Origin of the sequence: Mesorhizobium sp. C399B (genome assembly GCF_030323185.1) — a bacterium.
Classification (GTDB): domain Bacteria; phylum Pseudomonadota; class Alphaproteobacteria; order Rhizobiales; family Rhizobiaceae; genus Mesorhizobium.
This window is the reverse complement of sequence record NZ_CP100472.1, coordinates 3,161,868-3,188,047: the sequence shown is the minus strand read 5'-3', so window position 1 is coordinate 3,188,047 and position 26,180 is coordinate 3,161,868. Positions and strand designations below refer to the sequence as shown.

Annotated in this window: 24 protein-coding genes and 3 pseudogenes; 12 read left to right on the top strand and 15 right to left on the bottom strand. The window is 63.7% G+C overall.

What is annotated here, in order from left to right; all coding sequences use genetic code 11:
• The first annotated feature begins 145 nt into the window (after nucleotides 1–145).
• Together lpdA and NLY36_RS15250 are read left to right on the top strand one after the other, a co-directional pair.
• A complete protein-coding gene (gene lpdA, locus NLY36_RS15255; RefSeq protein ID WP_023736718.1) occupies nucleotides 146–1,534 on the top strand; it encodes a dihydrolipoyl dehydrogenase in 1,389 nt (462 codons plus the stop codon).
• 206 nt (nucleotides 1,535–1,740) lie between these two features.
• Complete coding sequence (locus tag NLY36_RS15250; protein ID WP_023707473.1) at nucleotides 1,741–2,607, top strand: glycosyltransferase; 867 nt, start codon at nucleotides 1,741–1,743, stop codon at nucleotides 2,605–2,607.
• Nucleotides 2,608–2,769: 162 nt separating this feature from the next.
• Here NLY36_RS15250 and NLY36_RS15245 read toward each other — a convergent pair whose 3' ends face one another.
• Nucleotides 2,770–3,873 carry a saccharopine dehydrogenase family protein gene (locus NLY36_RS15245; RefSeq protein WP_023736719.1) on the bottom strand — a complete coding sequence of 368 codons (1,104 nt, stop codon included), beginning with the start codon at nucleotides 3,871–3,873 and terminating at the stop codon, nucleotides 2,770–2,772.
• Between the two features lie 149 nt (nucleotides 3,874–4,022).
• Between NLY36_RS15245 and NLY36_RS15240 the strand changes: the two genes are divergently transcribed.
• On the top strand, nucleotides 4,023–4,451 hold the full coding sequence (locus tag NLY36_RS15240; protein WP_023685052.1) for an Lrp/AsnC family transcriptional regulator: 429 nt from the start codon (nucleotides 4,023–4,025) through the stop codon (nucleotides 4,449–4,451).
• A 178-nt stretch (nucleotides 4,452–4,629) separates the two neighbouring features.
• Here NLY36_RS15240 and NLY36_RS15235 read toward each other — a convergent pair whose 3' ends face one another.
• The 5 genes from NLY36_RS15235 to NLY36_RS15215 all read right to left on the bottom strand — a co-directional run bounded on the left by NLY36_RS15235 (nucleotide 4,630) and on the right by NLY36_RS15215 (nucleotide 10,966).
• A complete protein-coding gene (locus NLY36_RS15235) occupies nucleotides 4,630–6,663 on the bottom strand; it encodes an aldo/keto reductase (RefSeq protein ID WP_023685053.1) in 2,034 nt (677 codons plus the stop codon).
• 27 nt (nucleotides 6,664–6,690) lie between these two features.
• Nucleotides 6,691–7,770: an ABC transporter ATP-binding protein gene (locus tag NLY36_RS15230; protein ID WP_023685054.1), complete on the bottom strand. Its 1,080-nt coding sequence runs from the start codon at nucleotides 7,768–7,770 to the stop codon at nucleotides 6,691–6,693.
• Nucleotides 7,771–7,783: 13 nt separating this feature from the next.
• Nucleotides 7,784–8,620 (bottom strand): carbohydrate ABC transporter permease, encoded by an 837-nt coding sequence (locus NLY36_RS15225; protein ID WP_023672164.1) that lies wholly within the window; start codon nucleotides 8,618–8,620, stop codon nucleotides 7,784–7,786.
• A gap of 13 nt (nucleotides 8,621–8,633) precedes the next feature.
• Nucleotides 8,634–9,494 carry a carbohydrate ABC transporter permease gene (locus NLY36_RS15220; RefSeq protein WP_023672163.1) on the bottom strand — a complete coding sequence of 287 codons (861 nt, stop codon included), beginning with the start codon at nucleotides 9,492–9,494 and terminating at the stop codon, nucleotides 8,634–8,636.
• A 203-nt stretch (nucleotides 9,495–9,697) separates the two neighbouring features.
• Nucleotides 9,698–10,966, bottom strand: a complete 1,269-nt coding sequence (locus NLY36_RS15215; protein WP_023726709.1) for an ABC transporter substrate-binding protein — start codon at nucleotides 10,964–10,966, stop codon at nucleotides 9,698–9,700.
• A gap of 106 nt (nucleotides 10,967–11,072) precedes the next feature.
• Between NLY36_RS15215 and NLY36_RS15210 the strand changes: the two genes are divergently transcribed.
• Nucleotides 11,073–11,942: a helix-turn-helix domain-containing protein gene (locus NLY36_RS15210; protein WP_023706782.1), complete on the top strand. Its 870-nt coding sequence runs from the start codon at nucleotides 11,073–11,075 to the stop codon at nucleotides 11,940–11,942.
• Between the two features lie 189 nt (nucleotides 11,943–12,131).
• Here NLY36_RS15210 and NLY36_RS15205 read toward each other — a convergent pair whose 3' ends face one another.
• From NLY36_RS15205 to NLY36_RS15190, 4 genes and pseudogenes are all read right to left on the bottom strand, one after another.
• Nucleotides 12,132–13,520 (bottom strand): HAMP domain-containing sensor histidine kinase, encoded by a 1,389-nt coding sequence (locus tag NLY36_RS15205; RefSeq protein ID WP_023736720.1) that lies wholly within the window; start codon nucleotides 13,518–13,520, stop codon nucleotides 12,132–12,134.
• A gap of 24 nt (nucleotides 13,521–13,544) precedes the next feature.
• Nucleotides 13,545–14,216, bottom strand: coding sequence for a winged helix-turn-helix domain-containing protein (locus NLY36_RS15200; RefSeq protein ID WP_023736721.1), 672 nt, complete (start codon nucleotides 14,214–14,216; stop codon nucleotides 13,545–13,547).
• 120 nt (nucleotides 14,217–14,336) lie between these two features.
• Nucleotides 14,337–14,957 carry a cytochrome b gene (locus NLY36_RS15195; RefSeq protein WP_245260308.1) on the bottom strand — a complete coding sequence of 207 codons (621 nt, stop codon included), beginning with the start codon at nucleotides 14,955–14,957 and terminating at the stop codon, nucleotides 14,337–14,339.
• Nucleotides 14,958–15,650, bottom strand: a pseudogene (locus tag NLY36_RS15190) (COG4705 family protein); the annotation flags it as partial.
• A 56-nt stretch (nucleotides 15,651–15,706) separates the two neighbouring features.
• On the opposite strand from NLY36_RS15190, the gene NLY36_RS15185 reads away from it, so the two are divergent.
• Nucleotides 15,707–16,339, top strand: coding sequence for a methyltransferase family protein (locus tag NLY36_RS15185; RefSeq protein WP_023687613.1), 633 nt, complete (start codon nucleotides 15,707–15,709; stop codon nucleotides 16,337–16,339).
• On the opposite strand, the gene NLY36_RS15180 is transcribed toward NLY36_RS15185, so the two are convergent.
• Together NLY36_RS15180 and NLY36_RS15175 are read right to left on the bottom strand one after the other, a co-directional pair.
• On the bottom strand, nucleotides 16,333–16,548 hold the full coding sequence (locus NLY36_RS15180) for a hypothetical protein (protein WP_023672157.1): 216 nt from the start codon (nucleotides 16,546–16,548) through the stop codon (nucleotides 16,333–16,335). The two genes, NLY36_RS15185 and NLY36_RS15180, sit on opposite strands and share 7 nt — an antisense overlap.
• A 28-nt stretch (nucleotides 16,549–16,576) precedes the next feature.
• Nucleotides 16,577–17,299, bottom strand: a pseudogene (locus NLY36_RS15175) (COG4280 domain-containing protein); the annotation flags it as partial.
• 59 nt (nucleotides 17,300–17,358) lie between these two features.
• Here NLY36_RS15175 and NLY36_RS31735 point away from each other — a divergent pair.
• Together NLY36_RS31735 and NLY36_RS15165 are read left to right on the top strand one after the other, a co-directional pair.
• A pseudogene (locus tag NLY36_RS31735) lies at nucleotides 17,359–17,544 on the top strand (ABC transporter permease); the annotation flags it as partial.
• Nucleotides 17,545–17,634: 90 nt separating this feature from the next.
• Nucleotides 17,635–18,636 carry a LacI family DNA-binding transcriptional regulator gene (locus tag NLY36_RS15165; protein ID WP_023692902.1) on the top strand — a complete coding sequence of 334 codons (1,002 nt, stop codon included), beginning with the start codon at nucleotides 17,635–17,637 and terminating at the stop codon, nucleotides 18,634–18,636.
• Between the two features lie 6 nt (nucleotides 18,637–18,642).
• Here NLY36_RS15165 and ocd read toward each other — a convergent pair whose 3' ends face one another.
• The gene (gene ocd / locus NLY36_RS15160) at nucleotides 18,643–19,704 is read right to left on the bottom strand and encodes an ornithine cyclodeaminase (protein ID WP_023692901.1); all 1,062 of its coding nucleotides are present in this window, start codon (nucleotides 19,702–19,704) and stop codon (nucleotides 18,643–18,645) included.
• A complete protein-coding gene (rocF, locus tag NLY36_RS15155; protein WP_023692900.1) occupies nucleotides 19,701–20,636 on the bottom strand; it encodes an arginase in 936 nt (311 codons plus the stop codon). Before rocF ends, ocd begins: the two co-directional genes overlap by 4 nt.
• Before the next feature lie 146 nt (nucleotides 20,637–20,782).
• Here rocF and NLY36_RS15150 point away from each other — a divergent pair, with 146 nt between their 5' ends.
• The 5 genes from NLY36_RS15150 to NLY36_RS15130 all read left to right on the top strand — a co-directional run bounded on the left by NLY36_RS15150 (nucleotide 20,783) and on the right by NLY36_RS15130 (nucleotide 25,418).
• Complete coding sequence (locus NLY36_RS15150) at nucleotides 20,783–21,223, top strand: Lrp/AsnC family transcriptional regulator (RefSeq protein ID WP_023685065.1); 441 nt, start codon at nucleotides 20,783–20,785, stop codon at nucleotides 21,221–21,223.
• Between the two features lie 99 nt (nucleotides 21,224–21,322).
• The gene (locus tag NLY36_RS15145) at nucleotides 21,323–21,583 is read left to right on the top strand and encodes a hypothetical protein (RefSeq protein WP_023672151.1); all 261 of its coding nucleotides are present in this window, start codon (nucleotides 21,323–21,325) and stop codon (nucleotides 21,581–21,583) included.
• A gap of 229 nt (nucleotides 21,584–21,812) precedes the next feature.
• Nucleotides 21,813–23,027 (top strand): glycosyltransferase family protein, encoded by a 1,215-nt coding sequence (locus NLY36_RS15140; RefSeq protein ID WP_023672150.1) that lies wholly within the window; start codon nucleotides 21,813–21,815, stop codon nucleotides 23,025–23,027.
• A gap of 1 nt (nucleotide 23,028) precedes the next feature.
• Entirely contained in the window at nucleotides 23,029–24,273 is a 1,245-nt protein-coding gene (locus tag NLY36_RS15135) for a glycosyltransferase (RefSeq protein WP_023736726.1), read from the top strand.
• Nucleotides 24,270–25,418: a glycosyltransferase family protein gene (locus NLY36_RS15130; protein ID WP_023706791.1), complete on the top strand. Its 1,149-nt coding sequence runs from the start codon at nucleotides 24,270–24,272 to the stop codon at nucleotides 25,416–25,418. Before NLY36_RS15135 ends, NLY36_RS15130 begins: the two co-directional genes overlap by 4 nt.
• Here NLY36_RS15130 and NLY36_RS15125 read toward each other — a convergent pair.
• Nucleotides 25,396–26,067 carry a class I SAM-dependent methyltransferase gene (locus NLY36_RS15125; protein WP_081727413.1) on the bottom strand — a complete coding sequence of 224 codons (672 nt, stop codon included), beginning with the start codon at nucleotides 26,065–26,067 and terminating at the stop codon, nucleotides 25,396–25,398. The two genes, NLY36_RS15130 and NLY36_RS15125, sit on opposite strands and share 23 nt — an antisense overlap.
• Nucleotides 26,068–26,180: the final 113 nt, after the last annotated feature.

Here is a 26,180-nt window from a genome sequence, read left to right as displayed (position 1 = left end):
CGGATGAGGGGTGTTCCAGGGAACGCCAACGTCTCACTTCGCTGGAACACCCCTCATCCGTCTCGGCGCTATCGCGCCGATCCACCTTCTCCCACAAGGGGAGAAGGAAAGGCGCGCGGCGGCCTTCGCCGAAAGGACAGCCAAGATGAAAGAAATCTCCTGCAAGCTGCTGGTCATCGGCGCCGGGCCTGGCGGTTATGTCTGCGCCATTCGCGCCGGACAGCTTGGCATCGATACGGTGATCGTCGAAGCCGGCAAACCGGGCGGCACCTGCCTCAATGTTGGCTGCATCCCGTCCAAGGCAATGATCCATGCGGCGGAAGAGTTCGAGAAGGTCGCGCAAATGGCCGGCGGCAGCAGCCCCCTCGGCATTTCGGCTACGGCTCCTTTGCTCGATCTCGGCAAGACGGTAGCCTGGAAGGACGGGATTGTTAGCCGGCTGACCAGTGGCGTTGCCGGGCTGCTGAAGAAGGCGAAGGTCAAGACCGTCTATGGCTGGGCGACTTTTCGCGACGGCAAGACCGTCGCGGTCGAGACCGAGACCGGCACGCAGATCATCCGCGCCGAGACCGTGGTGATCGCCACCGGCTCGGCGGCGGTCGAACTGCCGTTCCTGCCGTTCGGCGGGCCGGTGATCTCGTCGACGGAGGCTCTGGCTCTCAGCGAAGTGCCGAAGAGGCTCGCGGTGGTCGGCGGTGGCTATATCGGGCTGGAACTCGGCATGGCGTTCGCCAAAATGGGCGCCGCGGTGACCGTGGTCGAGGCGCTGCCGCGCGTGCTGGCGCAGTATGATGCGGAACTGACCCGGCCGGTGGTGAAACGGCTGGCCCAGCTCGGCGTCGAGGTGATGCTTGGCGCCAAGGCCAAGGGGGACAAGGGCGACGCGCTGCTGGTCGAGACCGCGGACGGCAAGAGCACCAAAATCGCGGCAGACAAGATCCTGGTCACGGTCGGCCGCAAGCCGGTGACGGAGGGCTGGGGCCTCGATCAGATCGATCTCGACATGGCCGGCAAGTTCATCAAGATCGACGACCAGTGCCGCACCTCGATGCGCGGCGTCTATGCCATTGGCGACGTCACCGGCGAGCCGATGCTGGCGCACCGGGCGATGGCGCAAGGCGAAATGGTGGCCGAGATCGTCGCCGGCCACAAGCGCAGCTGGGACAAGCGCTCGATCCCGGCCGTCTGCTTCACCGATCCGGAGCTGGTGACGGCAGGGCTAACGCCGGAGGAGGCGAAGGCTTCAGGCGAAATCAAGATCGGCCAGTTCCCCTTCGCCGCCAACGGCCGGGCGATGACGAAACTCGGCGAGGACGGGTTTGTTCGTGTTGTCGCCCGCGCGGACAACCATCTGGTGCTGGGCATCCAGGCGGTCGGGCAAGGCGTGTCGGAACTGGCGGCGGCGTTCGGCCTGGCGCTGGAAATGGGCGCGCGGCTGGAGGATATCGCCGGGACCATCCATGCGCATCCGACGCAAGGCGAAGGCTTCCAGGAAGCGGCGCTGAAGGCGCTGGGCCACGCGCTGCATATTTGAAGTGCGCTTACCCTCCCCCTTGTGGGGAGGGTCGATCCGCGTAGCGGAGCGGGGTGGGGGTCCTCGCCGACCGTCAGCGCTCACCCCCACCCCGTCTCGCCATCTCCGCTTCGCTCCGACCGCGAGCCGACCCTCCCCACAAGGGGGAGGGTGGCCGCTCAGCCGTTGGTTGTCGCAGATCAGCGGAATGTACTAAGTGTCGGTCCATGGACACCGGCCTGAAGAAATACATCGCCATACGCTACAACATCGCCGCTGGCTTCAAGCCAAGCCAGTGGGACGGAAAGGGCCGCGCCAATCTCGACCCGGTCTGGCTGGTCGAGCGCCTGGCGTTGTTCGACACCTATTGCGCGTCGTCGCTCGAAGGCCAGTCGCTGAAGGATTTTACCGTCCTTCTGGCGTTCGATGCCGATACGCACGAGAACTATATTCGCACCGTGTGCAGCTGCGTGGCCGGTGTCGACGTCAGGCCGATCCTTGTCGAGGCGGGCGAGGATTACAATGATCGCTTCAATGCCTTCGTCCAGGCCGATACCGATGCCGACTATGTTTCGCTCACGCGGCTCGACAGCGACGACGCGCTGGCGCCGACCTTCATGGAGCGCGTCGAGCACTACGCGCGCCGGGAGATCGAAAAGCGTGTGGTGGACCTGCAGCCGCTCTACATTGCCTTTCCGGACGGCCAGAATTTCGACACGGCAAGCGGACGCTACACGCACCACGACTATGTCACGTCGGCGTTCGGCACGCTGGTCGAAAGGAGATCGCCGGCGATGAGCGGCGTCTACAGCGAGCACCACGCAAAAATGGCGACGCGCTTCAACACCGTCGTGGCGGCATCGAAGGGCGCGCAATGGTGCATCGTCATCCATGACAACAACGCCGCCAACGTGTTGAGGGGGAAGCCGGTCTCGGGGCCCTCCTTCACGGTGGGCCGACCGGGTGTCGAACCCAAGGTGCCAGCGCGAAGGCAAAGCGCGCCACGACAGGCGACGCAGCCCCGCATGGCGCCGCGGACCGCAGGCAACTTCATCCGGTTTCTGCTCGGACGACCGATGGCTCTGCGGAAGTAGCGGGCGCTTCACCCTCCCCCTTGTGGGGAGGGTCGATCGCGAAGCGGGGCGGGGTGGGGGTCCTCGCGCCGACCGTTGGCGCTCACCCCCACCCCGTCTCGCAATCTCCGCTTCGCTTCGACCGCGAGCCGACCCTCCCCACAAGGGGGAGGGTGAAGTAGCTCAGCTTGCCAGCCGGCTTACCATCTCGTGCTGCGCATAAGCGCGCCCAAAACGATTGGCGAGAAACGCATCCAGCGCGATGTTTTCCTGCTTGACGAAGCCGGTCGCCGGCAAGGTGCCGTCGGCCAGCATGTCGAGCACGGCGCAGATGCCGGAGGCGGTGGTGATCTGGATTGCGCTGCGCACCTGGTTGCCGATGCGCTGCGAATAGATCTTGTTGGCGTAGGTTTCCTGCAGCAGGCGGCCATTGCGGCGGCCCGAGACGGTGACGAAGACGATGACCACATCCTGCAGCGTTGCCGGCAGGGCGCTCTCGAAGATATCCTTCAGCACGTCGCGGCGGTGGCGCAGGCCGAGGTCGTTGAGCAGCGCCTTCATGATCGCCGCGTGGCCGGGATAGCGGATGGTGCGGTAGTTCAGCGTGCGCACCTTGCCCTTCAGCGTCTCGGCCAGCGTGCCGAGCCCACCGGAGGTGTTGAAGGCCTCATAGGTGACGCCGTCGAGCGAGAACTCTTCGCGCTCCTCCAGCGGCGGCACTTCGATCAGCTCGCCCTCGACGATCGCCTCGCAGGGTTCGCAATATTCGTTGATGACGCCGTCGGTGCTCCATGTCAGATTGTAGTTCAGCGCATTGGACGGGTATTGCGGCAGCGCGCCGACGCGCATGCGAACGCTTTCCAGCGTGTCGAAGCGGCTGGCGAGATCATTGGCGACGATCGAGATGAAGCCCGGCGCAAGGCCGCATTGCGGAATGAACGCGCCCTTGCCCGAACGCGCCAGTTCCTTGACGCGGCGGGTGGAGATGACGTCCTCGGTCAAATCGAGATAGTGGACGCCGGTTGCGGCGGCCGCTTCGGCGATGCGTGTGGTCAAATGGAAGGGCGCGGCGCTCAGCACGGCGAAGGCGCCGGCAAGGGTGGCCTCGAGTGCGCCGGGAGTAGCGATGTCTAGCTCCAGCGACTCGACGCCGGTGGGGAGTTCGGCTGCTGCCAGCTGGGCGGCGGCGCGGTCGACGACAGTGACGTGGTAATCGGCGGTGTCGGCGAGCATGCCTGCAATGGTCGAGCCGATCTTGCCGGCGCCGACGACGATGATTTTCTTCATGACCTTGCCCCTCGTGAAAACTCTTTGGCCCAGACCGCGCGCGGTGGACGCGATGCCTTCAAGAATCGCAGCTTGCCTGCCGAAAGGAAGCGTGAAACTGTTCGAAACGAACCCCACAATTGATCAATACGCCGATAAAGTTCGTCGAAATGCTCACTGACGCCGAACAAAAACTGCTTTCCTTGCTGCGCGCCAATGCCCGCGCATCGACCACTGAGCTGGCGCGCCAGCTCGGCGTTTCGCGCACGACGGTGCAGAGCCGGATCGAGCGGCTGGAACAGCGCGGCATCATCACCGGCTATGGCGTGCGGATGGCGCCGGACTACGAGCAGGGGCTGGTGCGGGCGCATGTGCTGCTCACCGTCACGCCCAAGCTCGCCGACAAGGTGGTGCGGGCGCTGCAGGCGCTGCCGCCGGTACGGACGCTGCACTCGGTGAGCGGCAATTTCGACATGATCGTCATCGTCGACGCGCCGTCGATCAGGGATCTGGATGCGTTGCTGGACGAGATCGGGGCGATGGACGGGGTCGAGCGGACGTCGTCGTCGATTATTTTGTCGACACGGATCGATCGGTAGGTGGAACGCATGAGCCGCTAATCTCCCCCGTGCGGGGGAGATGGCCGGCAGGCCAGAGGGGGTCAGTTCGACTGGGCTCGGCCTACCTGCCGCTGCAGAAGGAGGTTAGCGCTCCACGCGAGGCGACCCCCTCTGTCGCCTTCGGCGACATCTCCCCCTCAAGGGGGGAGATTAGCTGCTAAGCCCGCCGCCTTTCCGGCCCGCTATCCAGCCACGCCACATCCTCCGCCGACAGCTTGATATCCAGCGCCTTCAAGCTGTCCTCCAACTCGTCCAGCGTGCGCGGGCCGATCAACGGCACCGACGGAAAAGGCTGCGCCAGCACATAGGCGAGCGCGATGTGGATCGGACTTTTGCCCAGGCGCTGCGCCAGCTCGATGGCGCGGTCGCGGCGGCCGAAATTTTTCTCGGAATACCAGACCCGCACCAGCTCCTCATTGTCCTGCTTGTCGCGGCCGGCGCGGTCGGTGAAGAAGCCGCGGCCCTGGCTCGACCAGGCGAAGTTGGGCATCTGCCTTTTCGTCAACCAGGATTTCCAGTCGTCGGTGGACGAGGTGATGCAGCCGGCCCAGATCGGTTCCAGCATCTCGGCCAGCGAGAAATTGTTGGAGAGCACGCCGGGCTTCTGCTTGCCGGTGCGCTCGGCATAGGCAATCGCCTCGTCCATGCGCGCCATCGTCCAGTTCGAGCCGCCGAACGGGCCACGGATGCGGCCGGCCTTGACCTCGGCGTCCATCGCATCGACGAATTCGCCGACCGGCACATCCGGGTTGTCGCGGTGCATGAAATAGAGGTCGACATGGTCGGTCTGCAGCCGGTCCAACGACTGGGCGAGCTGCTTGCCGATGACATCGGGATAGCAGAGCGGCGAGTGGGCGCCCTTGGCGATGATCACCGACTGCTCGCGCACGCCGCGATTCCTGAGCCACTGGCCAAGCAGCGTTTCGGTGTAGCCGGCGCCGTAGACATAGCCGGTATCGAACAGATTGCCGCCGGTCTCGAAGAAGGCGTCGAGCAGGATTGCGCCCGACGAGAAGGTGCGGAAATCCTCGAAGCCGAGCGCCACCACGGAGGCCGGCTTCGACAGGCCCGGAATCTTGCGCTTGCCAATGGCCGTGCCGCCGGTGCGCAGCGGCCGGCCCGAAATGGTGTTGGTTCGCTTAGCCGGCTTTTCGATCTCATATTCGAGCCCGACGGCGGCGCGCCATCTGTCGAGGACGCGCAGCGTGCTGAGGCTGTCGGCCCAGCTCATGCCCGGCCAGGCGAACTCCTGTTTGCCGGCCAGGATCGCCTCGCCGGCGGCGTCGACCTCGAAGGAATAGAGATGGCGGGTTTCGTTGACGCTGATGGTATCGCGCGTGTCGTCGGCGAGAATTACATCGATCCGGCCAGGGCCGCCATCGCGGTTGCCGCCGCCGGCGAACCAGAAATCCGGCACCTCGATGCGGCCCTTGGTGCCGAGGATGCGCAGGACATTGTCCTGTTTCAGCGAGATGCTGCAGGACACCTCGGCGACGACGCCACCGGGGAAATGCAGCAGCGCCGAGGCCCATTCGTCGACGCCGGACTTGCCGAGATGGGCGGTGCCGACAACCTTGTCCGGCTCGGCGAAGGGTTTTCCAGTCGCAGCCCCGGCAATCAGCCGCACCATCGAGACGGGATAGCCGCCGACATCGAGGATGCCGCCGCCGGCGAGATCGTTGGCGTAGAGCCGGTGCTCGGGCATGAAGCCCGGCATGGCGAAGCCGAAGCTCGACTTCATCAGCCTGACATCGCCGATGACGCCCGACTTGATGAGTTCCACCAGCTTCGCCGTCTGCGGGTGCAGCCGGTACATGAACGCTTCGCCGAGGAAGGTGCCGGCCTTGCGCGCAGCATGGATCATGGCGTCGGCCTCGAAGGCGGTCAGCGCCAGCGGCTTTTCGCACAGCACATGCTTGCCGGCTTCCGCCGCCTTGATTGCCCATTCGGCATGGCCGGGATGCGGGATGGCGATATAGACGGCGTCGACCTCGGGGTCAGCGAGCAGCGCGTCGTAACCGTCGAGGATGCGGGCGCCGGGAAACGTCTCGGCCAGGCCTGCCTTGCCGGGATTGCGGGCGCCGAGCGCCACGATCGTGCCGGTGCGCGAGCCTGCCACGCCGCGGGCGAACGCTTTGGCGATGTCGCCGGGCCCGAGTACCCCCCAGCGGATGGGCGCGGTTGCAGTCATGGTCATTCTCCTTGCATAGCTGGAAGGTCAGCGCAGCCGCTGGCCGTTTTCATCGAACAGATAGGATTTGCGGATGGACACGGTGATCGCCTGGGTGTCGGGGACCTTTGCCGCGTCGCGCTGGATCACCAGGTCTTCGCCATGGGCGGTCCTGGCATAGATGAAGCTGGTGCCGCCGAGATGCTCGACCACGTCGATGCCGACGGTGAGGTCGGCGTCGCCTTCGCCGCCATTGCCGAAATGTTCGGGCCGCACGCCGACAATGACCTTGGCTCCTGTTTGCGGCACGGCGCCGGTCAACGGTTGCATAATGCGGGTCATTTCCTCGCCCACCAGCTCGACGGTGACGCTGCTCATGTTGCGCCCGACGACGCGGCCCTTGATGAAATTCATCTTCGGCGAGCCTACAAAGCCGGCGACGAACTGGTTGTCGGGATTGTCGTAGAGATCGAGCGGCCTGCCGATCTGCTCGACATGGCCACCGCGCAGCACGACGATCCGGTCGGCCAGCGTCATCGCCTCGGTCTGGTCGTGGGTGACATAGATCATCGTTGTGCCGAGTTCCTTGTGCAGGCGCGAGATCTCGACCCGCATCTGGACGCGCAGCTCGGCGTCGAGATTGCTCAACGGCTCGTCGAACAGGAAGACTTGCGGTTCGCGCACGATGGCGCGGCCAATGGCGACGCGTTGGCGCTGGCCGCCGGACAATTGCCTCGGCCGCCGCGCCATCAACTCTGTGATGCGCAGGATTTCGGAGGCCCGCTTCACCCGCCGCTCGGTGTCCTCCTTGGGGTTGCCGGTCATCCTGAGACCAAAGCTCAGATTCTGCTCCACGCTCATGTGCGGGTAGAGCGCGTAGGACTGGAACACCATGGCGATGCCGCGCTCGGCCGGCTCGACATCGTTCATCACCTTGCCGCCAATGGCGATCTCGCCGCCGCTGATATCCTCCAGCCCGGCGATCATCCTGAGCAGCGTCGATTTTCCACAACCCGACGGGCCGACAAAGACGACGAACTCGCCATCGGCGATATCGATGTTGGCGCCATGGATGATCTCATAGACGCCGAAGCGTTTTACGACATTGGTGAGGGTGACTGCCGCCATATCGCTGTTGTCCCTACTTGACGGCACCGGCGGCGATGCCGGCGATGAAATGGCGCTGCAGCAGCACGAAGACGACCAGCATCGGTACGGTCAGCATGACGGCGCCGGCCATGATGCCGCCCCATGAGACCTTGGTCAGGCCGATCAGCGTGCCGAGCGCCACAGGGGCCGTCATCGCGCCGGGCTGGCTGTTGATCAAAAGCGGCCAGAGATAATTGTTCCACGAGGCGAGGAACAGGATGATGGCGAGCGCCGCCAGCATCGGCCGCGCCAGCGGCAAAGCGACGAACAGGAAGATACGCCATTCCTTGACGCCCTCGACACGTGCCGCGTCGAAAAGGTCGGCCGGCATCATCGAGAAAGCCTGGCGCATGAACAGCACGCCCAGCGAATTGAACAAGGGTGGCACGATCAGCGCAATCCAGGTGTTGGCGAGCTGGAAGTCGCGCGCCACCATGATGAATTGCGGGATCAGCACCACCGCATAGGGCAGCGTGATGGTGCCGAGGATGATCGCCACCACCGCGCCCTTGCCGAAGAACTGATAGCGGGCGAGCGCCCAGCCGGCCATCGAGGTCAGCAGCACCGAGAAGAAGGTGTAGGTCACCGCCACCGCCACCGAAATACCGATAGCGCCGACGAAATTGGTGTCGCGCTGCAGGTTGTTGAAATTGTCGACGAAATTGCCGTGCGGCAGAAGCTCGATGCCGGGGCTGAAAATGCCGTTGTCGGGCATGGTCGAAAACACCACCATCATCCACAGCGGAAACAGCCAGATCACCGCCAGCGGTGTCAGGACCAGATGCAGCAGGACGCTGCGGCCGAGCCGGCGTTGCGACAGCGAACTCATTTCGGCTCCCCTCTCATTTCGGCTCTCGTGTCAGCCACAGCTGCACCAGCGTGATGGCGATTGCCAGCCCCGCCATGGTGTAGGCGACGGCCGAGGCGTAGCCGAAATTGAGCGAGCGAAAACCCTGGCGGTAGAGCAGCAGGCCAAGCGTCTCGGTGCCGCCGCCGGGGCCGCCGCGCTCCGTGATCAGGAACGGCTCGGTGAACAGCTGCATCGTGCCGATGATCGACAGCACGGCGCAAAACACGATGACCGGCTTGAGCAGCGGCAGCGTTATGTAGAAGAACTGCTTGAGCTTGCTGACGCGGTCGAGCGTCGCTGCTTCATAGACGTCCTCGGGGATCGACTGCAGGCCGGCGAGCAGGATGATGGCGTTGTAGCCGGCCCAGCGCCAGGTTACCGCGATCATGATCAGCGCCATGGCCGGTGTGACGTTGGAGAACCAGTCGATCTTGGCCAGGCCGACGCCGGCGAGGAGCTTGTTGATGATGCCGAAATCCAGGTTGAACATCAGCCGGAACACGGCGGAATAGGCGACCTCGCCGACCACCACCGGAGCGAAGAAGGCAAAGCGGTAGAGGCCACGTGCTTTCAGCAGCGGCGAGTTCAGCAGCACCGCCATGATGATCGCCAGCGAGATCATCACCGGCACCTGGATGACGAGGATGAGCAGCGTGTTCTTCAGCGCGTTGAAGAAAGCGGGGTCGCCGATCAGGCGGCCCCAGTTGAACGTCGGCGCAAAGCGCCAGGGCACCGTGCGCGTCGCCTGGAAGGAAATCATGAACGAGGAGATGATCGGCCACACCCAGAAGATGGCAAAGATCAGAAGGTAGGGCGTAAGGAAGCGATAGGCCGTGGCGTTCTGGTAGCGCATGGTTTCCTCCTCCTTCCTCTTTCCCGGTTGATATCCGGCGTGTTGTTAGCCGGCGGACGCCGCCGGCAATTGGCGAACTGTTGGGCGAGAGCGTCCCTTTCCCCGCCACTATACGGGGAGAGGATGCCGGCAGGCAGGTGAGGGGCAGCGCCAACAGTCCGGCAAATTGCCCTATATCTGGCCCGCCAGCATCACCGCCTTGGTCACTTGATCGGCAGTCCCGTCGCCGAAGCGATCTGGCTGGCGGCGTCGTCGAGGGCGGCCTTGGCATCGGGATAGCCGCCGCCGAGATATTTGGTCTGCACGGCGCGCATGATGATTTCGGCGTCGCTCTGGAACGGCGTGCCGCGGCTCGGCACCACCTTGGGCAGCGTGGCGAGAATGTCCTTCCACACTGCCTGGCCGCCCCAATAGGGCAGGCCCTGCGAGACGTAGGGGTCGTCGAGGGCCGAGATCAGTGACGGCACCAGGCCGAAATCCCTGAGCATGGTGATCTGGCCTTCATTGGTCTCGAGCGTGTATTTCAGATAGGCGTAGGCGGCCTCCTTGTTCTTCGAGGCTGAGGTGATGGCGAGCGACGAGCCTCCGAGATTGGCGGCGCGCGGGCCGTCGGCGGTCAGGCTCGGCATCAGATAGACACCCCATTTGCCGTTTTCGCCGGCGGATTCGGTGCGGATGGTGCCCTCATACCAGCCGCCATAGACCTGGGTGGCGACGGTGCCGGCGGTGTTGTTGGTGATCTTGGTGCCCCAGTCGGCCGACGAGATGATGCCGGCGTCCTTCATGTCCTTGATCTTGGCCAGCGTGTCGACGCATTTCGGCTGGTTGACGGTGATCGACTGCCCATCGGCGGCGAAATAGCCGCAGCCCTGTTCGTTGGAAATCATGCGGAAGAATTCGGTGTCGCCGTTGAAATCGGCATTGGTCATGGTGACGCCGGGATTGGCGGCCTGGACCTTCTTGCCGGCGGCGATGAAATCGTCCCAGGTCTTGATCGAGGCCGGATCGACGCCGGCCTTCTCGTAGAAGTCGCGGCGGTAGAAGGCGGCTACCGGGCCGGAATCCCACGGCATGGCATAGGCCTTGTCGCCGACCTCCAGTTCGGTGCGCTTGAAGTCCGGGAATTTCTTCTGGTCGTCGGCGGTGTAGCCCAGCGTGTGCAAATCGACGAAGCAATCGGGGAACTGGCTCCAGTAGTTCTCGGCCTCGCCGTTTTCGATCGAGACGATATCGGGCAGGCCGACGCCGCCGGCCGCACAGCCGGCGATCGACTTGTCATAGGTCGGCTGGTTGCCGAGATCCTGAACGGTGACCTTGACGTCGGGATACTGTTTGTTGAAGCCGGCCACCGTAGCCTTCAGCGACGAAGCGGCGATATTCCAGCTCCAGATCGTAATTTCGCCGGACTGCGCCAAAGCCGGGGCTGAGCCCAGGCCAAGCGCCAGCGCGGCACAGATCAGTGTCGTGCGCATTGAAATCCTCCCATTTCATTTGCTCTCTCTTCGCGAGCATGGCTAGACTAGGCGGCGCGGAAGGCTTGTCCCTGACAACGGGAATAAAAGATGGGCGGAAAGTAAGATGCCGGAACGGCCGTTTTACCAGCCTGGCGCCAGCAGCGTCGAAGGCCTGCCGATGGCTTTGCAGATGTTTCACAACCATCCGCTGGTGATGCTGAAGCCGCATTGGCATGCCCAGGTCGAGGTCAATTTCATCGTCCGCGGCAGCGTGCACTACCGCATGAACGAGCACGAGATCGCGCTCACGGCGGGCGACATGTGCCTGTTCTGGGGCGGGCTGCCGCACCAGATGGACGATCTCTCCGACGACGCCATCTATGCCGGCGCGCATCTGCCGCTGGTGCATTTCTTCCGCCTGCACCTGCCGACGGATGTCCGCCACCGGCTGATGACGGGCGCCACGCTGGTGACATCGGCGACCGACCAGGCCGATCATCACAATTTCGAACGCTGGAACCGCTATTTCCGCTCGGGCGATCCGGCGATAACCGAGCACGCCGTGAACGAGCTGCTGCTGCGGTTGGAGCGGGTGCGCTTCGAGCCCTACCGGCTGGTGCCGGAAACCGCCATCGGCCAGGAACCCGGCGGCCCGTTCGACCAGCAATCGCTGCGCAATGTCGGTCGCATGTGCGACTTCATCGCCGAGAATTTCCTCTACGACATAGACTGCGTCGACATCGCGGCGGCGGCCGACATCCATCCCAAATACGCCATGAGCATTTTCAAGAAGTCGACCGGCATGACGCTCAACGAATATATGAACCTGCTGCGGCTGAGCTATGCGCAGGCGCTTTTGATGCATGAAGACGCCAATGTGCTGCGCGTCGCCATGGATTCAGGCTTCGGCTCGCTCAGCGCCTTCAACAAATCCTTCCGCAAGCTGGCGGGGATGTCGCCCTCGGATTTTCGCCGGGGTGCGGTGGGCCGGTAGGTTCAACGGTCGTCTTGATCAACCCGCAGCCGTTCGGGTGGAAACATGTGCAAGGCTAATCGCGACCACCTTTGTCGACTGCGATCATCAACTTGGAGAATTGTCAGCGACTTCGCGTTTCATGAGCGCCTTCCCCCACTCCGTCGCTGCTTCGCTCGACGGAGTGGGGTCGACCTGGCTCTGGCGTTGTCATTTCAAGCCGGGACCGGTGCCCTCCGCCCGAGGAAACCCGACAATTACCGCCAGCCCAGGCCGGCGATCCTCCAGCGCAATCGTTGCACCATGCAGGTCGGCGATTGCCCGCACCAGGCTGAGGCCAAGGCCGCTGCCGGGCGTGGTGCGGCTGGAGTCGAGCCGGTAGAGCCGCTGGAACACTTTTTCGCGCTCCTGCGCCGGGATGCCGGGGCCATTGTCGGCGACCTCAGCCAGAATGCGGTCGCCTTGCCGCCGCACCGATAGAAGGATTGCCGTGCCATCGGGGCAATGCCGCAGCGCGTTCTCAACCAGATTGGCAAACAATTGCGTCAGCAGGTCGCGGTCGCCGTGGACCAGGCATGGCGTGCCGTGGACGATCGTGGCCGACAGCGACTTGCCGTCATCCTCGGCGACACCGGCGTAGATTTCGGCAATGGCATCGATGACGCCGGTGAGGTCGAGATCGACAAAGCGCGCCTTGCGGGCGCCGGCCTCGATCTGGGCAATACGCAACAGCGCATCGAAAGTATCGTTGATCTGCAGGCTTTCCCCACGTGCCTCCGCCAGCTCATCGGCAACGGCCTCACCCCGCGCGGTCCTGTCGGCCGCAGCTTCCAAAATCATCTGCAGCCGGTTGAGCGGCGTCTTCAGATCATGCGCGATGTCGGCGCTGACCTGGCGCATGCCGTCCACCAGCGCCGCCAGCCGCTCCAGCGCGGCGTTGACCTGGCGCGAGACGCCGTCAATGTCGTCGCCATTGCCGAGCAGTGGAATGCGGGCGTCGAGCCGGCCGTTGGAGACATCGTCCATGGTGGTGGCAATGCCGTCGAGGCGACGCTGCACACGCGACGCCAGCAAGGCGCCGCCAGCCACCGCCAGCCCTGAAATGATCAGGGTGGCCCAGCCGAAGCTCATCAAAACGATGCGTTCCAGCTCCTCGGTTTCGGAAAGCGAGAAGGCGATTGTCAGGCTGTTGGGCCCGACCGAACCGGTCCAGGCGCGGTACATAGTGTCCGGCGCAACGCCTGGCAGGGAAGCGGCAAAATCCGAAAAGCCATCGGGAAGGTCGGCGGCGGTGAAATTCCCGGCCAGGCGATTGCCGGCGGGATCGGTGAGCGAGAACAGCTGTTCCTTGCTCGGGCTGAGCGCGGCGTGGCTGTCGACTGCCGAAACCAGATCCTCCCGGTCGTTTCCGGCATAGGTCACCGCCACGACCGAATAGGTCTCCTTGACCGACTGGTCGAGCTGCTCGGCAAGATCCGCGCTCATCAGCTGGTAGACGATGGCGCCTGACAGGATGAAGGCGAGCACGAACAGCAAGGCGAAGGTCAGGGCCAGCCGAAACGGCGTGCTGCGCAGCAGGCGAGAGCCTGTCTCAGTCATAGCAAGTTTCTGTCATGCCGCGCCTCAGTCGTGAACACTGTAGCCAGTGTTGCGCACGGTGTGGATCAACGTGGTTTCGAACGGCCTGTCGATCTTGGCGCGCAGCCGGCTGATATGGGTTTCGACGACGCTGGTCTTGGGGTCGAAGTGAAAATCCCAGACCCGTTCCAGAAGCATGGTGCGGGTGATGACGCGGCCCTCGCCGCGCATCAGCACTTCGAGCAGGCTGAATTCGCGCGGCTGCAGGTCGATCGCCTGGCCCTGCCTGGTGACGCGGCGCTGGATCAGGTCCATTTCGAGGTCTGCGATGCGCAGCGTCGTCTTCAGCTCCTGCACCGCAGGGCGACGGCCGAGCGCGTTGATGCGGGCGAGCAGTTCGGAAAAGGCGAATGGCTTGACGAGATAGTCGTCGCCGCCGGCCTCGAGCCCTTCAACCCTGTCGTCGACGCCGCCGACCGAGGTCAGAAAGATCGCCGGCGTGCGCACGCCCGCCGCCCGCACCGCCTTGATCATCGACAGGCCGTCGAGGCCGGGCAGCATGCGGTCGACGACGATCACGTCATAGGCGTCGCGTGTCGCGGCAAACAGCGCGTCATGCCCGTCGCGCAACAGATCGCAGACATGCCCGGCTTCGCTCAGGCCCTTGACGACATAGTCTGCGGTCCTGGGGTCATCCTCAACAAAGAGAAGTCGCATCTCTGTTCCGGTCTGTTGCCGAGGCTTTGCCAGAGCGGCATGCTAGCACCGGCGGCGGTCCGTTCCTAGAATATCCGCCGGCGCCTGGTCGCTCTTGGTCGTTGCACATGTCCATAAGTGTCATCCGACCGGATCGCGCGCAGGGACAAGCATCCTGCGCAGCACGGCGTCTTTCAGAATAAAATGATGGAAGAGTGCCGCACCGGCATGAATGCAGATCAGAACGATGAATACCGGCTTTGCCCAAGTATGGACATCGCCCATCCAGCTCCAAACATAAAAGGCCAGAAGCCCGGAAACAGGAGCGGCAACGAGAAGGCCATAGAACAGCGCATGCGTTGTGCGTGAGGCGAAAGCCATCCATTTCGGCATTGTGGATTGCGGCTTGGGCGCACCGATGAAGAGGCGGACGGCCAGTCGCACGAACACCAGCAACAGGATCGCCAGGCCGACCCAGTAATGGGCGGACCCCATGGTCTGCCCGTAGGACGACAGTTGGCGTCTGTCCGCTGCCGCATCGACATAGATTGTCATGTTTTCGCCGAACAGGAGCTGGAACAGGACAAGCGCCGCTATCATCCAATGCAGGCTAATTTGGAGGCCGCTATAACCGGATTTCCTGGAGTTCATTCTTCCGTCCATGAGGTGAGCGCGATAGCTGCCCAGGGCGACCCACGGCAGGGATCCATTGACGTTTTGGCGCGTTCTCGTCGCGTCAGGCGGGCGTGCAGGTGCTTGCATCTACTCCGATTCAAGCAGGATTTTGTCGGCCTCGCCGGTGCCCTTCTTCAGACTCATATAGAGAACGAGGGCGACGATGCAGCCCAGGAAGATCATGCTGGTGAAGGTGGTGCCGAAGCCGAGGCCGCCATATTCGACCGGCTGCGACAGCAGGTCGCCGAACGAGGCGCCAAGCGGCCGCGTCAGGATGTAGGACAGCCAGAAGGCGAGGATGGCGTCGAGGCCGAAGGCGAAATAGCCGAGGGCGATGAAGACGATGACCGCGCCGAACAAGAAGCCAGTCGTGAGATAGCCAATGTCGAACGTCTCGGCGACAAGGTCGCCGGCCGCGGTGCCGAGCGAAAAGGTGAACAGGATAGCCAGCCAGTAGAAGATCTCGCGCCTGGTGGTGACGATCGTATGGATGGAGAGCGTTCTTTCGCTGGCGTACCAGACCGCGAATGTCGCGGCGAGCAAGACCGTGAAGGCAATCGTGGTGGTTTGCAGACGGACGCCCAAATTGTCGACCAGATTGTCGGTGATCAAGGTGCCGACGACGCTGATCAGCACCACCGCCAGCCAATAGGCCCATGGCACATAACGCCTCTGCGCGAATTGCAGCGCCAGCGCGACGACAAGGATGCCGGTCATGATCAGCGAGGTGACGGTCAGTCCGAAGCCAAGATTGACGGCCAGATAATCGGCCGCCGTCTCGCTGGTGAGTGGCGAGACACCGGCGCTATGAGCCCTGCCGGAGTGCAGGAACTATGATGAGCTACGCTCCCCCCAAGCCGGCAGCGAAGGCGTTCGACCAGCACAAGCGCCTGCTCGTCATACAAGTGGCGGCAGCCCTCGCCGTCATGCTGTTGCTGTTCACCAAGCCCTTTCTCGTCGAAGGCTCGGACGGGCACGGATACATTGAGGCGCTGGGCATCGGCTTCGTGCTGGTCTGCTTCCTTGGCCGTCTGTGGAGCATTCTCTATGTCGGCGGAAGGAAGAACGACGAGCTGGTCACCATCGGCCCGTTCTCGATGAGCCGGAACCCGCTCTACTTCTTTTCCACGGTCGGCGCGGCGGGCGTCGGGTTGATGTACGGCTCGGTGCTGGTGGCGGCGGCGCTGGCTCTGGTGAGCTACCTGGTGTTCCGGGTGACGGTGCGCAAGGAAGCCGAGTTCCTGTTTGGAAAGTTCGGCCCCGCCTACAGCGTCTATGCCGAACGCACGCCGCCTTTCTGGCCGAACCCGCTGCTGTTTCACGATCAAGCCGAACGCCGGTTCTCGACAAAGGCGTTGCGGCGGACATTCACGGACGGGCTCTATTTCCTGGCGCTGTTCCCGGCCATCGAGACGATTGAGCAGTTGCGGATCAGCGGCATGCTGCCGGTGTTTTTCACCCTCTACTGACCGGAGCGCCGTGCCGCGCGGCGCACGCTGTAGAGCAGGATGACGAGGCAGCCGGGCAGAAGCAGGACGCCGCCGGCAAGCGGCGGCAACGCCAGCAGCTTCACTGCCGCGGCAATCGCTACGATCAACAGCAGCGCCAGCGTCGCAAGGCTGCCGTCGTCGATGAACATGCCGACGAGCTCCTTTAGAATGAGGCGAACGACGTTCATCGAGCAACTCCTTGTGCAGCCTGGGGTAGCTGGCGCGCAACCAGCGCACCATGGCGAAGCACGCGACGGCGATGATTGCGAAGATGGCCAGCAGCGCCAGATCGGCGCCCGGCCAGTCGGTGCCCAGGCCTTCGCCGGTCCAGAAAATGCCGAAGCTTGTCAACATCAGGCCGACGGCGAATTTGAGCGCGTTTTCCGGCACCCGCGCCAGCGGCCTGTGCACCGCAAGGCCGATGATCGTTACCAGGACGAAGGCTGCCAACGCGCCAAGGCTGGCATAGAAGGTCTGTGCATGCGCGGCGCCGACGGCAATGACGATGAACACCACCTCGACACCTTCGAGCAGCACCGCCTTGAAGGCCGCGAGCCCGGCCAGATAATCGGCGCGGCGGTCATTGGCCTGCTGCTGCAAAGCGGCGGTTTCCTTTGAAAAGGCCGCGTCCTCGTCATGCAGGGCGATGACGCCGACACTGCGCAAAATGGCCTTTCTCAACCAGCGCATGCCAAACAGGACCAGGAGCACGCCGACGACGAACTGCAGCACCGCAATGGGAATCAGCGCCAGCAGCGGTCCGAAGGCCAGCACCAGAGCCGCCAGCACCGCCAGCGCCAGCGCCGCGCCTGTCAGCGCTGGCCGCCAGCTGCGGGTGACGCCTACCGCCAGCACGATGGTGAAGGCCTCGACCACTTCGACGAAGGAGGCAAGGAACGAGGCGGTCACGGTGGAAAGTATGGGCGTCAGGCCGTTCATGAAGGTTTCCTGTCTGCGGGAATCACTAGCCTGAGAAGGATACAGCGCTCCGGCGGAAGGGAGAACGCGCCGGCATCGTCGCCATGGTCTATCTGTTGCGTCAACATCGGTGGCCCGGTCGCCGGCGTCGCTACGAGCTGCTCGGCGTCGGCGACAATTTCAAGCCGATCGTGCTAGGCCTTGTCATTGTGCTCGCCGTCATTCTGGATGCCTATCGGGAAAAGCTGTTGAGGGTGATCCGATAAAGCGCGTCGCGCTTTTTGGTTTTTGTTTTATGGATGTCATTTTCCCAGATCCGCCGGACACTCCGGGCGACATGCACTAGGGGACAAGAAATGACGACGATTGCCGATGTCGCGCGCCATGCCGGAGTGTCGGTCGCAACCGTCTCGCATGTGATGAACCGCACGCGCCATGTCGAGCCGGAGACGGCCGAGCGCGTGCATTCGGCCATCGCCGCCTTGCGCTACAGTCCGAACACGCTGGCGCGCAGCCTGAGGCGCGGCGAGACCAAGACCATCGGCCTGCTGCTGCCGGACAATTCCAATCCGTTCTTCGCCGGCGTGGCACGCCAGATCGAGGATGCCGGCTTCCTTGCCGGCTATACGGTGATCCTGTGCAACTCCGACGGCAGCGCCGAGAAGGAGGAGCGCTACCTCCAGGTGCTGATGGCCAAGCAGATCGACGGGCTGATCTTTGCCGGCTCGTCCGATCATGCGCGGGTGTTCTCCAGCCTTCTGCCCGGCGTCCCGGCGGTGCTGATCGACCGCGAGATCCATTCGGTCAATGTCGATTCCGTGCTGGTCGATCACGATTATGGCGGCTATCTCGCCGGCCGCTATCTGGCCGGGCTCGGTCACGAGAAGATCGGCGTCATCGGCGGCCCGCGCGATTCCAGCTCCAGCCCCGCCCGCCTGCGCGGCTTCGCCAGGGCGCTGCAGGAAGCCGGCCTCGACCTGCCGCCGGCCTCGGTGGTGGATTCCGACTACCACTTCGCCGGCGGCCGCATGGCGATGGAGCGGCTGATGGCGCAGGCGCCGGGGATCACGGCGCTGTTTGCCTGTAACGATCTGATGGCCATGGGCGCGCTGACAGTGCTGCGCGGGCGCGGATTGCGGGTCCCCGGCGACATGTCGATGATCGGCTTCGACGACATACCCTATGCCGTCACCACCTGGCCGCCACTGACGACGATCGCACAGCCGGTCGAGAAGATCGGCACGCGGGCGGTCAGCCTGCTGCTCGAGCGGGTTGCCGAGCCGGCGGCGCATTCGCGCCGCGAAGTGCTCACCCCGGTGCTCGTCGAACGGGAGAGCTGCGCGCCGTTGCGCGGCTGAAGCCCCTCAGGCGGCTGCCGGCTGCAGCGCTGCCCTGAGCAGCATGCCGAAGAGGTCGCGCGGCTCGTCGGGATCGGCGAGCAGGTCGAGCTCCTCGTAGAGGCCGGTGGCCTGAAGCTGGTCTCTGATATAGCGCAGTGCGGAAAAATCCTCGGTGGCGAAGCCGACGGAATCGAACAAGGTGATCTGTTCCGCCGTCTTGCGGCCTTCCGCCTTGCCGGTCATCACCTGCCACAACTCGGTCACCGGATGGTCGGCGTGGAGCTGCTGGATTTCCCCCTCGATGCGCGTCTGCGGCGAGAACTCGACGAAGATGTCGGAGCGCAAAAGGATGTCGCGGTGCAGTTCCGTCTTGCCGGGGCAGTCGCCGCCGACCGCGTTGATGTGCACGCCGGAACCGACCATGTTGTCGGTCAGAATGGTGGCGGACAGCTTGTCGGCGGTCACCGTGGTGATGATGTCGACTCCTTCCACAGCATCCTGGCCGGTGGCGCAGATGGTGATGTCAAAGCCTTTGCCGGCGAGGTTGCGGGCGCATTTTTCCGAAGCCGAGCGGTCGATGTCGTAGAGCCGCAGCCGGTCGATGCCGAGCAGCGCTTTGAAGGCGACAGCCTGGAATTCGGACTGGGCGCCATTGCCGATGATGGCCATCGAGCGCGCGCCTTTCGGCGCCAGATATTTGGCCGCGACAGCGGAGGTCGCCGCGGTGCGCAGCGCCGTCAGGATCGTCATTTCGGTGAGCAGCATCGGATAGCCGGAGCCGACATCGGCGAGCACGCCGAAGGCGGTGACGGTCTGGCGCCCCTCGCGCATGTTCTTGGGATGGCCGTTGACATATTTGAAGCCGTATAGCCGGCCGTCGCTGGTCGGCATCAGTTCGATGACGCCGTCATGGCTGTGCGAGGCGATGCGCGGCGTCTTGTCGAACAGCTCCCAGCGGCGAAAATCCTCCTCGATATAGGCGGCGAGTTCGGTGAGGAACCGCTCGACGCCGATGGTCAGCACCAGCTTCATCATGCGGTCGACGCTGACGAAGGGGACGATGGCAAGGCGGGAAGGCTGGGTCATGCAATGCTTCCGGAATGGCTGCGGGTCGGGCGGTCCATGATCCGGCGGCCCATCAGGCTGGCGGCGAGGTCGACCATCAGCGTGGCGGTGCGGCCGCGCTCGTCGAGGAACGGGTTGAGCTCGACCAGATCGAGGCTGGAGACCAGGCCGCTGTCGGACAGCATCTCCATCACCAGATGCGCCTCGCGGAAGGTGGCGCCGCCGGGCACGGTGGTGCCGACGGCCGGCGCGATGGAGGGGTCGAGGAAGTCGACGTCGAGGCTGACATGCAGCAGGCCGTTTTCCTTTTCGACGATGGCCAGGAAGGCGCGCAGCAAAGGTGCAACGCCGTGCTCGTCAATGGTGCGCATGTCGTGCACGGTAACCCCCGCTTCGCTCAGCGCCCGGCGCTCCGCCGGATCGACGCTGCGCAGGCCCATGACGCAGATGTGGGCAGGGTCGACGGCGACAGGCAGGTCCGGGAAATAACCGTTGAAGCCCGGCCGGCCGCTGGCATAGGCGAGCGGCACGCCGTGCAGATTGCCGCTGACGGTGGTATCGAGCGTGTGGAAATCGGGATGTGCGTCGAGCCACAGCACGAAGAGCGGCCGGCCGCGTTCGGCGGCGCGGCGGGCTATGCCCGACACCGTGCCGGCCGATATCGCGTGGTCGCCGCCAAGGAAGATCGGCATGGCGTCTCGCGAAGCCGCATAGGCGGTCTCGGCAATTGCCGCCGTCCAGGCGGAAATCTCCGGCAGGGCCTTCAGCGCGAGATTGCCGTGGACGATTGCGCGCACGGCGGCCGGTTGCACCGCGCCCCAGTCCTCGACCTCGTGGCCAAGTTCCGACAGCACCGAGACAAGCCCGGCCGTGCGCAGCGCGCTTGGCCCCATCTCGCATCCCATCCTGCCGGCGCCGTCCTGCACCGGCGCGCCAACGATCCTGCAGCGCATGGTTTTTGGTGTCCTTGCAAATTGATTGGGCAATTGATGCGTGGAATGAACCATCCCGGCCCGGCAGAATGAACAGGCGAAATTGGCATTTCGAGAAGAATGATTTATCAATCCGATAAGTCAGCTTGGTCAAAGTGGATAGAATCATGGACTTGCTCGACGAAAGGCTGGTCACGCTGCTCAGGCATGATGCCCGGCGCAGCATCTCCGATCTCGCGGTCGATCTCGGGGTGTCGCGCGCCACGGTCAGGGCGCGCATGGAGCGGCTGGAAAAAACGGGCGAGATCATCGGTTACACGGTGGTGCTGCGCGCCGACGCGGTCGACCAGCGGATACGCGGCGTGATGATGATCGAGATCGAAGGCCATGCCGCGGATCGCGTGGTCCGGGCGCTCGGCGGCCTCGCCGAGGTTTCGACCATTCACACCACCAATGGCCGCTGGGACCTAGTGGTCGAACTCGGCACTGCATCGCTCACCGATTTCGACGCCGTGCTTAGGCGGATACGGCTCATCCCCGGGATAACCGGCAGCGAGACAAGTCTGCTGCTGGCAACGCCGAGGACGACAAGGGCGCGGCTGGCTTAGCCGCCGTTCCGGCCGGCGTGTTCACGCAAAGCTTTGGGCGGAACTGGCGAATGGGTCGCCTGGCTGACGAATCTCATTGGGGCCGCAGCTATCCTCCACATGACGGACGAAGCCGGCATGACGCGAGATTGCACCAGCTTCAACGGTGCAAGGACCGGACGCTTGCCACAGGCCAAGGCTGATGGCAGGATAAAAGGCCGCAACGTGCGGCCTCTGGCGGCCGTTGTGTTTCGATGGATTATGAAGCATTTTCCCAAGGTGCGGGTTCTCCTCACAATGTGCGGCAGCCTCGTTTCGCCTTGGTCGCCCTTGATTTTTCGCAATGTGCGCTTTGCCTGCCTCAGGCCGCAGGGCATTTAATTCCACGGGGTCAAGCCTCATGACAGAGATTTGTGCTCGGGCCGTCTATCGTCGGCGAAGACAAGGCATGGCGCCACAATCAGCGCCCCTGGCATTCGTGACCTGGTGAAGAATGCCGTTGCGTACCTCTCGCCCCCATGTTTCAAAACAGGTCGATAGACCCGCGAGAATGGTTTCGAAGCCTGCGGGGTTGCCCACGGTCCGGCGAGAATTCTAAAAGACGTTCACAATGACACAGCACGCAAAAGACGCACGAATTCTCATGTACAGCCACGACACGTTCGGGCTCGGCCATCTGCAGCGCTGCCGAACGATCGCGCATTCGCTGGTCGGGGATTTCCGCGGACTTCAGGTGCTAATCATTTCGGGCGCCACCATCGCCGGCGCCTTCGACTACCGCGCCCGCGTCGACTTCGTGAAGATCCCCAGCGTCATCAAGCTGCGAAACGGCGAATACACCTCGCTGGAAAAGGACATCGATCTGCACGAGACGCTAAGGATGCGGCAGTCGATTATCCGCCACACGGCCGAGAGCTTCCGGCCGGATATCTTCATCGTCGACAAGGAACCGCTGGGGCTGCGCGGAGAGATTGAGGATACGCTGTCCTACCTCAAGACGCGGGGCACCACGCTCGTGCTTGGCCTGCGCGAGGTGATGGACGCGCCGCATTTGCTCGAAGCGGAGTGGGCACGCAGGGATGTGATGCGCAAGATCGGCCTGTTCTACGACAAGGTCTGGGTCTATGGCCCGCCGGATTTCTACGATCCGCTGACCGGCCTGGAGGTGCCGCCGGCGGTCAGGGCAAAGATGAAGTTCGTCGGTTTCCTGCAACGGAGCCTGCAGCAGAACCAGTTGCCCGGCCACCGGCCCGAGGGCGACTATATCCTGGTTACCACCGGTGGCGGCGGTGACGGCGCCGACCTGATCCACAACGTCATCGAGGCCTATCAGCAGGATCCGCGATTGCAGCACCGGGCGCTGATCGTGCTTGGGCCCTACATGCCGGCGCGCAAGCGCAACAAGCTGGTCCGGAAGGGGGCCAAGATCCCCTATGTCAAGATCATCGAATTCGACAACCGGATGGAAGAGCTGATTGCCGGCGCCAAGGCGGTGGTGGCGATGGGCGGTTACAACACCTATTGCGAGATACTGTCTTTCGACAAGCCGGCGCTGATCGTGCCGCGCGTCACGCCGCGCGAGGAACAGCTGATCCGGGCACGGCGCGCAGCCGAACTCGGCCTCATCGAGATGCTTTTGCCCGAGGAGGCCGAGGATGCCCAACGGTTTGCCGATGCGCTGCAGGTTTTGCCGGGCCGGCCCCGCCCATCGCAGAGCAACGCGCATCTGACGCTGGAGGGGCTGCCTCATATTTCCGAAATCGTCGCGGAACTGCTCGACCGCCGGGCCGGCCATCACCTTTCGGTCATTGAAGGCATGAACTGAGTTGCAACACCGCAAGATCGTCGTGGTTCTGAAGGGCTATCCGCGGCTGTCGGAAACCTTCATCGCGCAGGAATTGCTCGGTCTCGAGCGTGCGGGGTTCGACCTGATACTTTTCGCGCTCAGGCGGCCGACCGACGCAAAACGTCATCCCGTGCATGACGAGATCAAGGCCCCCGTCCACTATCTACCCGAATATCTGCACAGAGAGCCGCTGCGCGTGCTTCGGTCGCTGTTTGCCTGTCTGCCGCGGCCTGGCTTCTGGCGCGCGCTCAAATCGCTGGCTGCCGATATCCGCCGCGACTTTACCCGCAATCGCGCGCGCCGCTTCGGGCAAGCGCTCGTGTTGGCCGCCGAATGGCCGCAAGACGCGGGATGGCTGCATGCCCATTTCGCGCACACGCCGGCATCTGTGACGCGCTATGCCAGCCAGCTTCGTGGCTTGCCCTGGAGCTGCTCAGCCCATGCCAAGGACATCTGGACGTCGGCGGACTGGGATCTGGCCGGCAAGCTTTCCTCGGCGCGCTGGACGGTCACGTGCACGAAAACCGGCTTCGACCATCTGAAAAAACTCGCCAACGGCAGTTCGTCCGTGCATCTGAGCTATCATGGGCTCGACCTTGACCGCTTCGGCAGTTTCGGCGAGGCGCGAAAACAGCGTGACGGCTCGGCGCCGGCCGAACCGGTCATGATCTTGAGTGTCGGACGCGCCGTTGAAAAGAAAGGCTATGATACGTTGCTGGAGGCTCTTGCCCTCTTGCCTGGCGATCTGGCGTGGTGTTTCGAGCATATCGGTGGCGGCGAGGAACTGAACCGGCTGAAGGCGCTGGCGCAAAGGCTCGGGCTGGAGGGGCGCGTCTCCTGGAAAGGCGCGCTGGCGCAGGAGGAGGTGCTTGAGCACTACCGCAGCGCCGACATCTTCGCTTTGGCCTGCAGGATCACCGCGGACGGCGACCGGGACGGCCTGCCGAATGTTCTGGTGGAGGCGGCCAGCCAGCGGCTTGCCTGCGTGTCGACCGATATTTCCGGCGTGCCGGAGCTTTTATCGTCGGATGAAACCGGGCTGCTGATTCCCTCGGAAAACCCGACTGCCCTGGCACAGGCGCTGGAGCGCCTGATCCGCGATCCCGTCCTGCGCGCCCGCCTCGGCGACGCCGCGGAGCGGCGCGTGCGAAGCAATTTCGACCATGTGGCAGGCATTGGACAGCTCAAGGAACTGTTCGAGCGGGAGTGGCGGGCCGCCGAATGAAGCGGCTGCGCGCTTTCTTCTATGTTCAGCACCTGCTCGGCATCGGCCATCTCGCGCGCGCCAGCCGCATTGCGGCGGCTCTGGTCGATGACGGGTTCGACGTCACCGTCGTGACCGGCGGAGCGCCGATCGCGGGATTTCCGGGATCGGGTGTAAAATCCGTGACCCTGCCGCCTGTCACCTCCGGTGACGAAGGATTTTCCGGACTTGTCGACCTGCAGGGCAAAGCCATCGACGATGATTTCAAGAGGCGGCGCTCAGAGATGCTGCTGCAGGCTTTCCGGGATTACAGGCCCGACATCGTCATTATCGAGGCGTTTCCCTTTGGACGCCGGCAGATGCGTTTCGAACTCTTGCCACTGATCGAGGCCATCGAAGCGACATCGCCCAGACCGCTGCTGGCGGCGTCCGTCCGCGACATCCTTCAGGAGCGCGTGAAGCCGAGCCGAAACGAAGAAACGGTCGATCTCGTCAACAGGCATTTCGATCTTGTCATGGTCCATGGCGATCCGGCTTTCGCAACCATCGACAAGACATTTCCGCTGGCTGGGGCGATCAGGGCCGAGGTCGCCTACACCGGGCTCGTTGCTGCGCCGCCGGCGCAAGCGGCCTCAGAGCGCTTCGACGTTCTGGTGTCGGTTGGCGGCGGGGCGGCCGGAAAGAGCCTTGTCAGATCCACCGTCGCGGCGGCGCGAAATGCCGACAACGCCTGGACATGGTGTTTGATCACCGGCCCAAACCTGCCGAAGGACGAGTTTGACGCGATTTCACGCGATGCCTCCCCACGCCTGTCCATCTTCCGGTTCCGCGAGGATTTCGCCAGCCTGCTGACCGGCGCCCGCCTGTCGGTCTCGCAGGCGGGTTACAACACGGTCTGCGATGTCATGCGCGCGGGGTGTCGCTCGCTGCTCGTTCCATTTGCAGCCGGCGGGGAAACCGAGCAGACGCGTCGCGCTCTGATGCTCGAAGAGCTCGGTCTTGCAACGGTGCTGACGGAACAGGACCTGACGCCTGAAGGTCTGGCGCATGCGATCGAGCAGGCGCTTGCGGGACCGCCGCCAGCCTCGCATCGTCTCGATCTGGAAGGGGCGCGGCGCTCGGCGCAAATCCTGCGCGAGCGCTTCAAACAGTTCCAATCAGCATGAAGCGTGTATAATTTTTTGTCGGCAATTCGCCGGAGAACCTGATCTGCCGCAGCGCCGCCATTGCTTCGAAGGCTGCAAGTGACGCCACGCAGTTGATGTGCGTCGGCTCGCTGAAATAGTCGTTCGACTGCAGCAGCACGTTCGTACCCCGCGGAAGCAGGGCAAGCCAGGCGCTGAGATCGGCTATGTGTTCGCAGCTCGTATTGACCACCAGGTCGGGTCGGCCGGCGCCATAGTCGAGTGCGTACATATCTGCCGTCAGCGCTTGAAACCGCTCGCCGGCTTGCCGGTTGAGTGTCCGGGCGACCGCGCCGACTTCGGGATCGATGTCGATGCTGTCGATCGCCCCGATGTCGAAGCGGGCGTCATTGAAAAGCATCGCCGGCAATACGCCGTACCATCCACCCAGAACCCATATGCGCTCGAACCGGCCGCCGCAGCTTTCGAACAGCCTGTCGAGCGCCCACATCTTGCAGGCGACCTGCTTGTGGTTGAAGGCATTGGCGATATCGGCCTGCGGATGCTTGGCGATGACGCGCGCCAGCCCGGCCACGAGAGGGTGGTCGACATAGGCGGCAATTCCCCGCGTGAGATCCAGGGCTTGCTCATGCCCACCCATGCCGGCATTGCGTGGTTGCGTGACATCCATCATATTCGTCTTCTATGTTGGGATTTCGGGCGACACAACGCAATCTTGCCTCTTGCAAGCCTGTTCGACTTGCGGACGCGACTGTGCCGCAACCCGTTTCGCCATTGACCGGA

Bases quoted from the DNA above. Each gene is read 5' to 3' on its own strand.
- lpdA (WP_023736718.1), top strand. From the start codon at position 146: ATGAAAGAAATCTCCTGCAAGCTGCTGGTCATCGGCGCCGGGCCTGGC.
- NLY36_RS15250 (WP_023707473.1), top strand. From the start codon at position 1,741: ATGGACACCGGCCTGAAGAAATACATCGCCATACGCTACAACATCGCC.
- NLY36_RS15245 (WP_023736719.1), bottom strand. From the start codon at position 3,873: ATGAAGAAAATCATCGTCGTCGGCGCCGGCAAGATCGGCTCGACCATT.
- NLY36_RS15240 (WP_023685052.1), top strand. From the start codon at position 4,023: ATGCTCACTGACGCCGAACAAAAACTGCTTTCCTTGCTGCGCGCCAAT.
- NLY36_RS15235 (WP_023685053.1), bottom strand. From the start codon at position 6,663: ATGACTGCAACCGCGCCCATCCGCTGGGGGGTACTCGGGCCCGGCGAC.
- NLY36_RS15230 (WP_023685054.1), bottom strand. From the start codon at position 7,770: ATGGCGGCAGTCACCCTCACCAATGTCGTAAAACGCTTCGGCGTCTAT.
- NLY36_RS15225 (WP_023672164.1), bottom strand. From the start codon at position 8,620: ATGAGTTCGCTGTCGCAACGCCGGCTCGGCCGCAGCGTCCTGCTGCAT.
- NLY36_RS15220 (WP_023672163.1), bottom strand. From the start codon at position 9,494: ATGCGCTACCAGAACGCCACGGCCTATCGCTTCCTTACGCCCTACCTT.
- NLY36_RS15215 (WP_023726709.1), bottom strand. From the start codon at position 10,966: ATGCGCACGACACTGATCTGTGCCGCGCTGGCGCTTGGCCTGGGCTCA.
- NLY36_RS15210 (WP_023706782.1), top strand. From the start codon at position 11,073: ATGCCGGAACGGCCGTTTTACCAGCCTGGCGCCAGCAGCGTCGAAGGC.
- NLY36_RS15205 (WP_023736720.1), bottom strand. From the start codon at position 13,520: ATGACTGAGACAGGCTCTCGCCTGCTGCGCAGCACGCCGTTTCGGCTG.
- NLY36_RS15200 (WP_023736721.1), bottom strand. From the start codon at position 14,216: ATGCGACTTCTCTTTGTTGAGGATGACCCCAGGACCGCAGACTATGTC.
- NLY36_RS15195 (WP_245260308.1), bottom strand. From the start codon at position 14,957: ATGCAAGCACCTGCACGCCCGCCTGACGCGACGAGAACGCGCCAAAAC.
- NLY36_RS15185 (WP_023687613.1), top strand. From the start codon at position 15,707: ATGAGCTACGCTCCCCCCAAGCCGGCAGCGAAGGCGTTCGACCAGCAC.
- NLY36_RS15180 (WP_023672157.1), bottom strand. From the start codon at position 16,548: ATGAACGTCGTTCGCCTCATTCTAAAGGAGCTCGTCGGCATGTTCATC.
- NLY36_RS15165 (WP_023692902.1), top strand. From the start codon at position 17,635: ATGACGACGATTGCCGATGTCGCGCGCCATGCCGGAGTGTCGGTCGCA.
- ocd (WP_023692901.1), bottom strand. From the start codon at position 19,704: ATGACCCAGCCTTCCCGCCTTGCCATCGTCCCCTTCGTCAGCGTCGAC.
- rocF (WP_023692900.1), bottom strand. From the start codon at position 20,636: ATGCGCTGCAGGATCGTTGGCGCGCCGGTGCAGGACGGCGCCGGCAGG.
- NLY36_RS15150 (WP_023685065.1), top strand. From the start codon at position 20,783: ATGGACTTGCTCGACGAAAGGCTGGTCACGCTGCTCAGGCATGATGCC.
- NLY36_RS15145 (WP_023672151.1), top strand. From the start codon at position 21,323: ATGACGGACGAAGCCGGCATGACGCGAGATTGCACCAGCTTCAACGGT.
- NLY36_RS15140 (WP_023672150.1), top strand. From the start codon at position 21,813: ATGACACAGCACGCAAAAGACGCACGAATTCTCATGTACAGCCACGAC.
- NLY36_RS15130 (WP_023706791.1), top strand. From the start codon at position 24,270: ATGAAGCGGCTGCGCGCTTTCTTCTATGTTCAGCACCTGCTCGGCATC.
- NLY36_RS15125 (WP_081727413.1), bottom strand. From the start codon at position 26,067: ATGGATGTCACGCAACCACGCAATGCCGGCATGGGTGGGCATGAGCAA.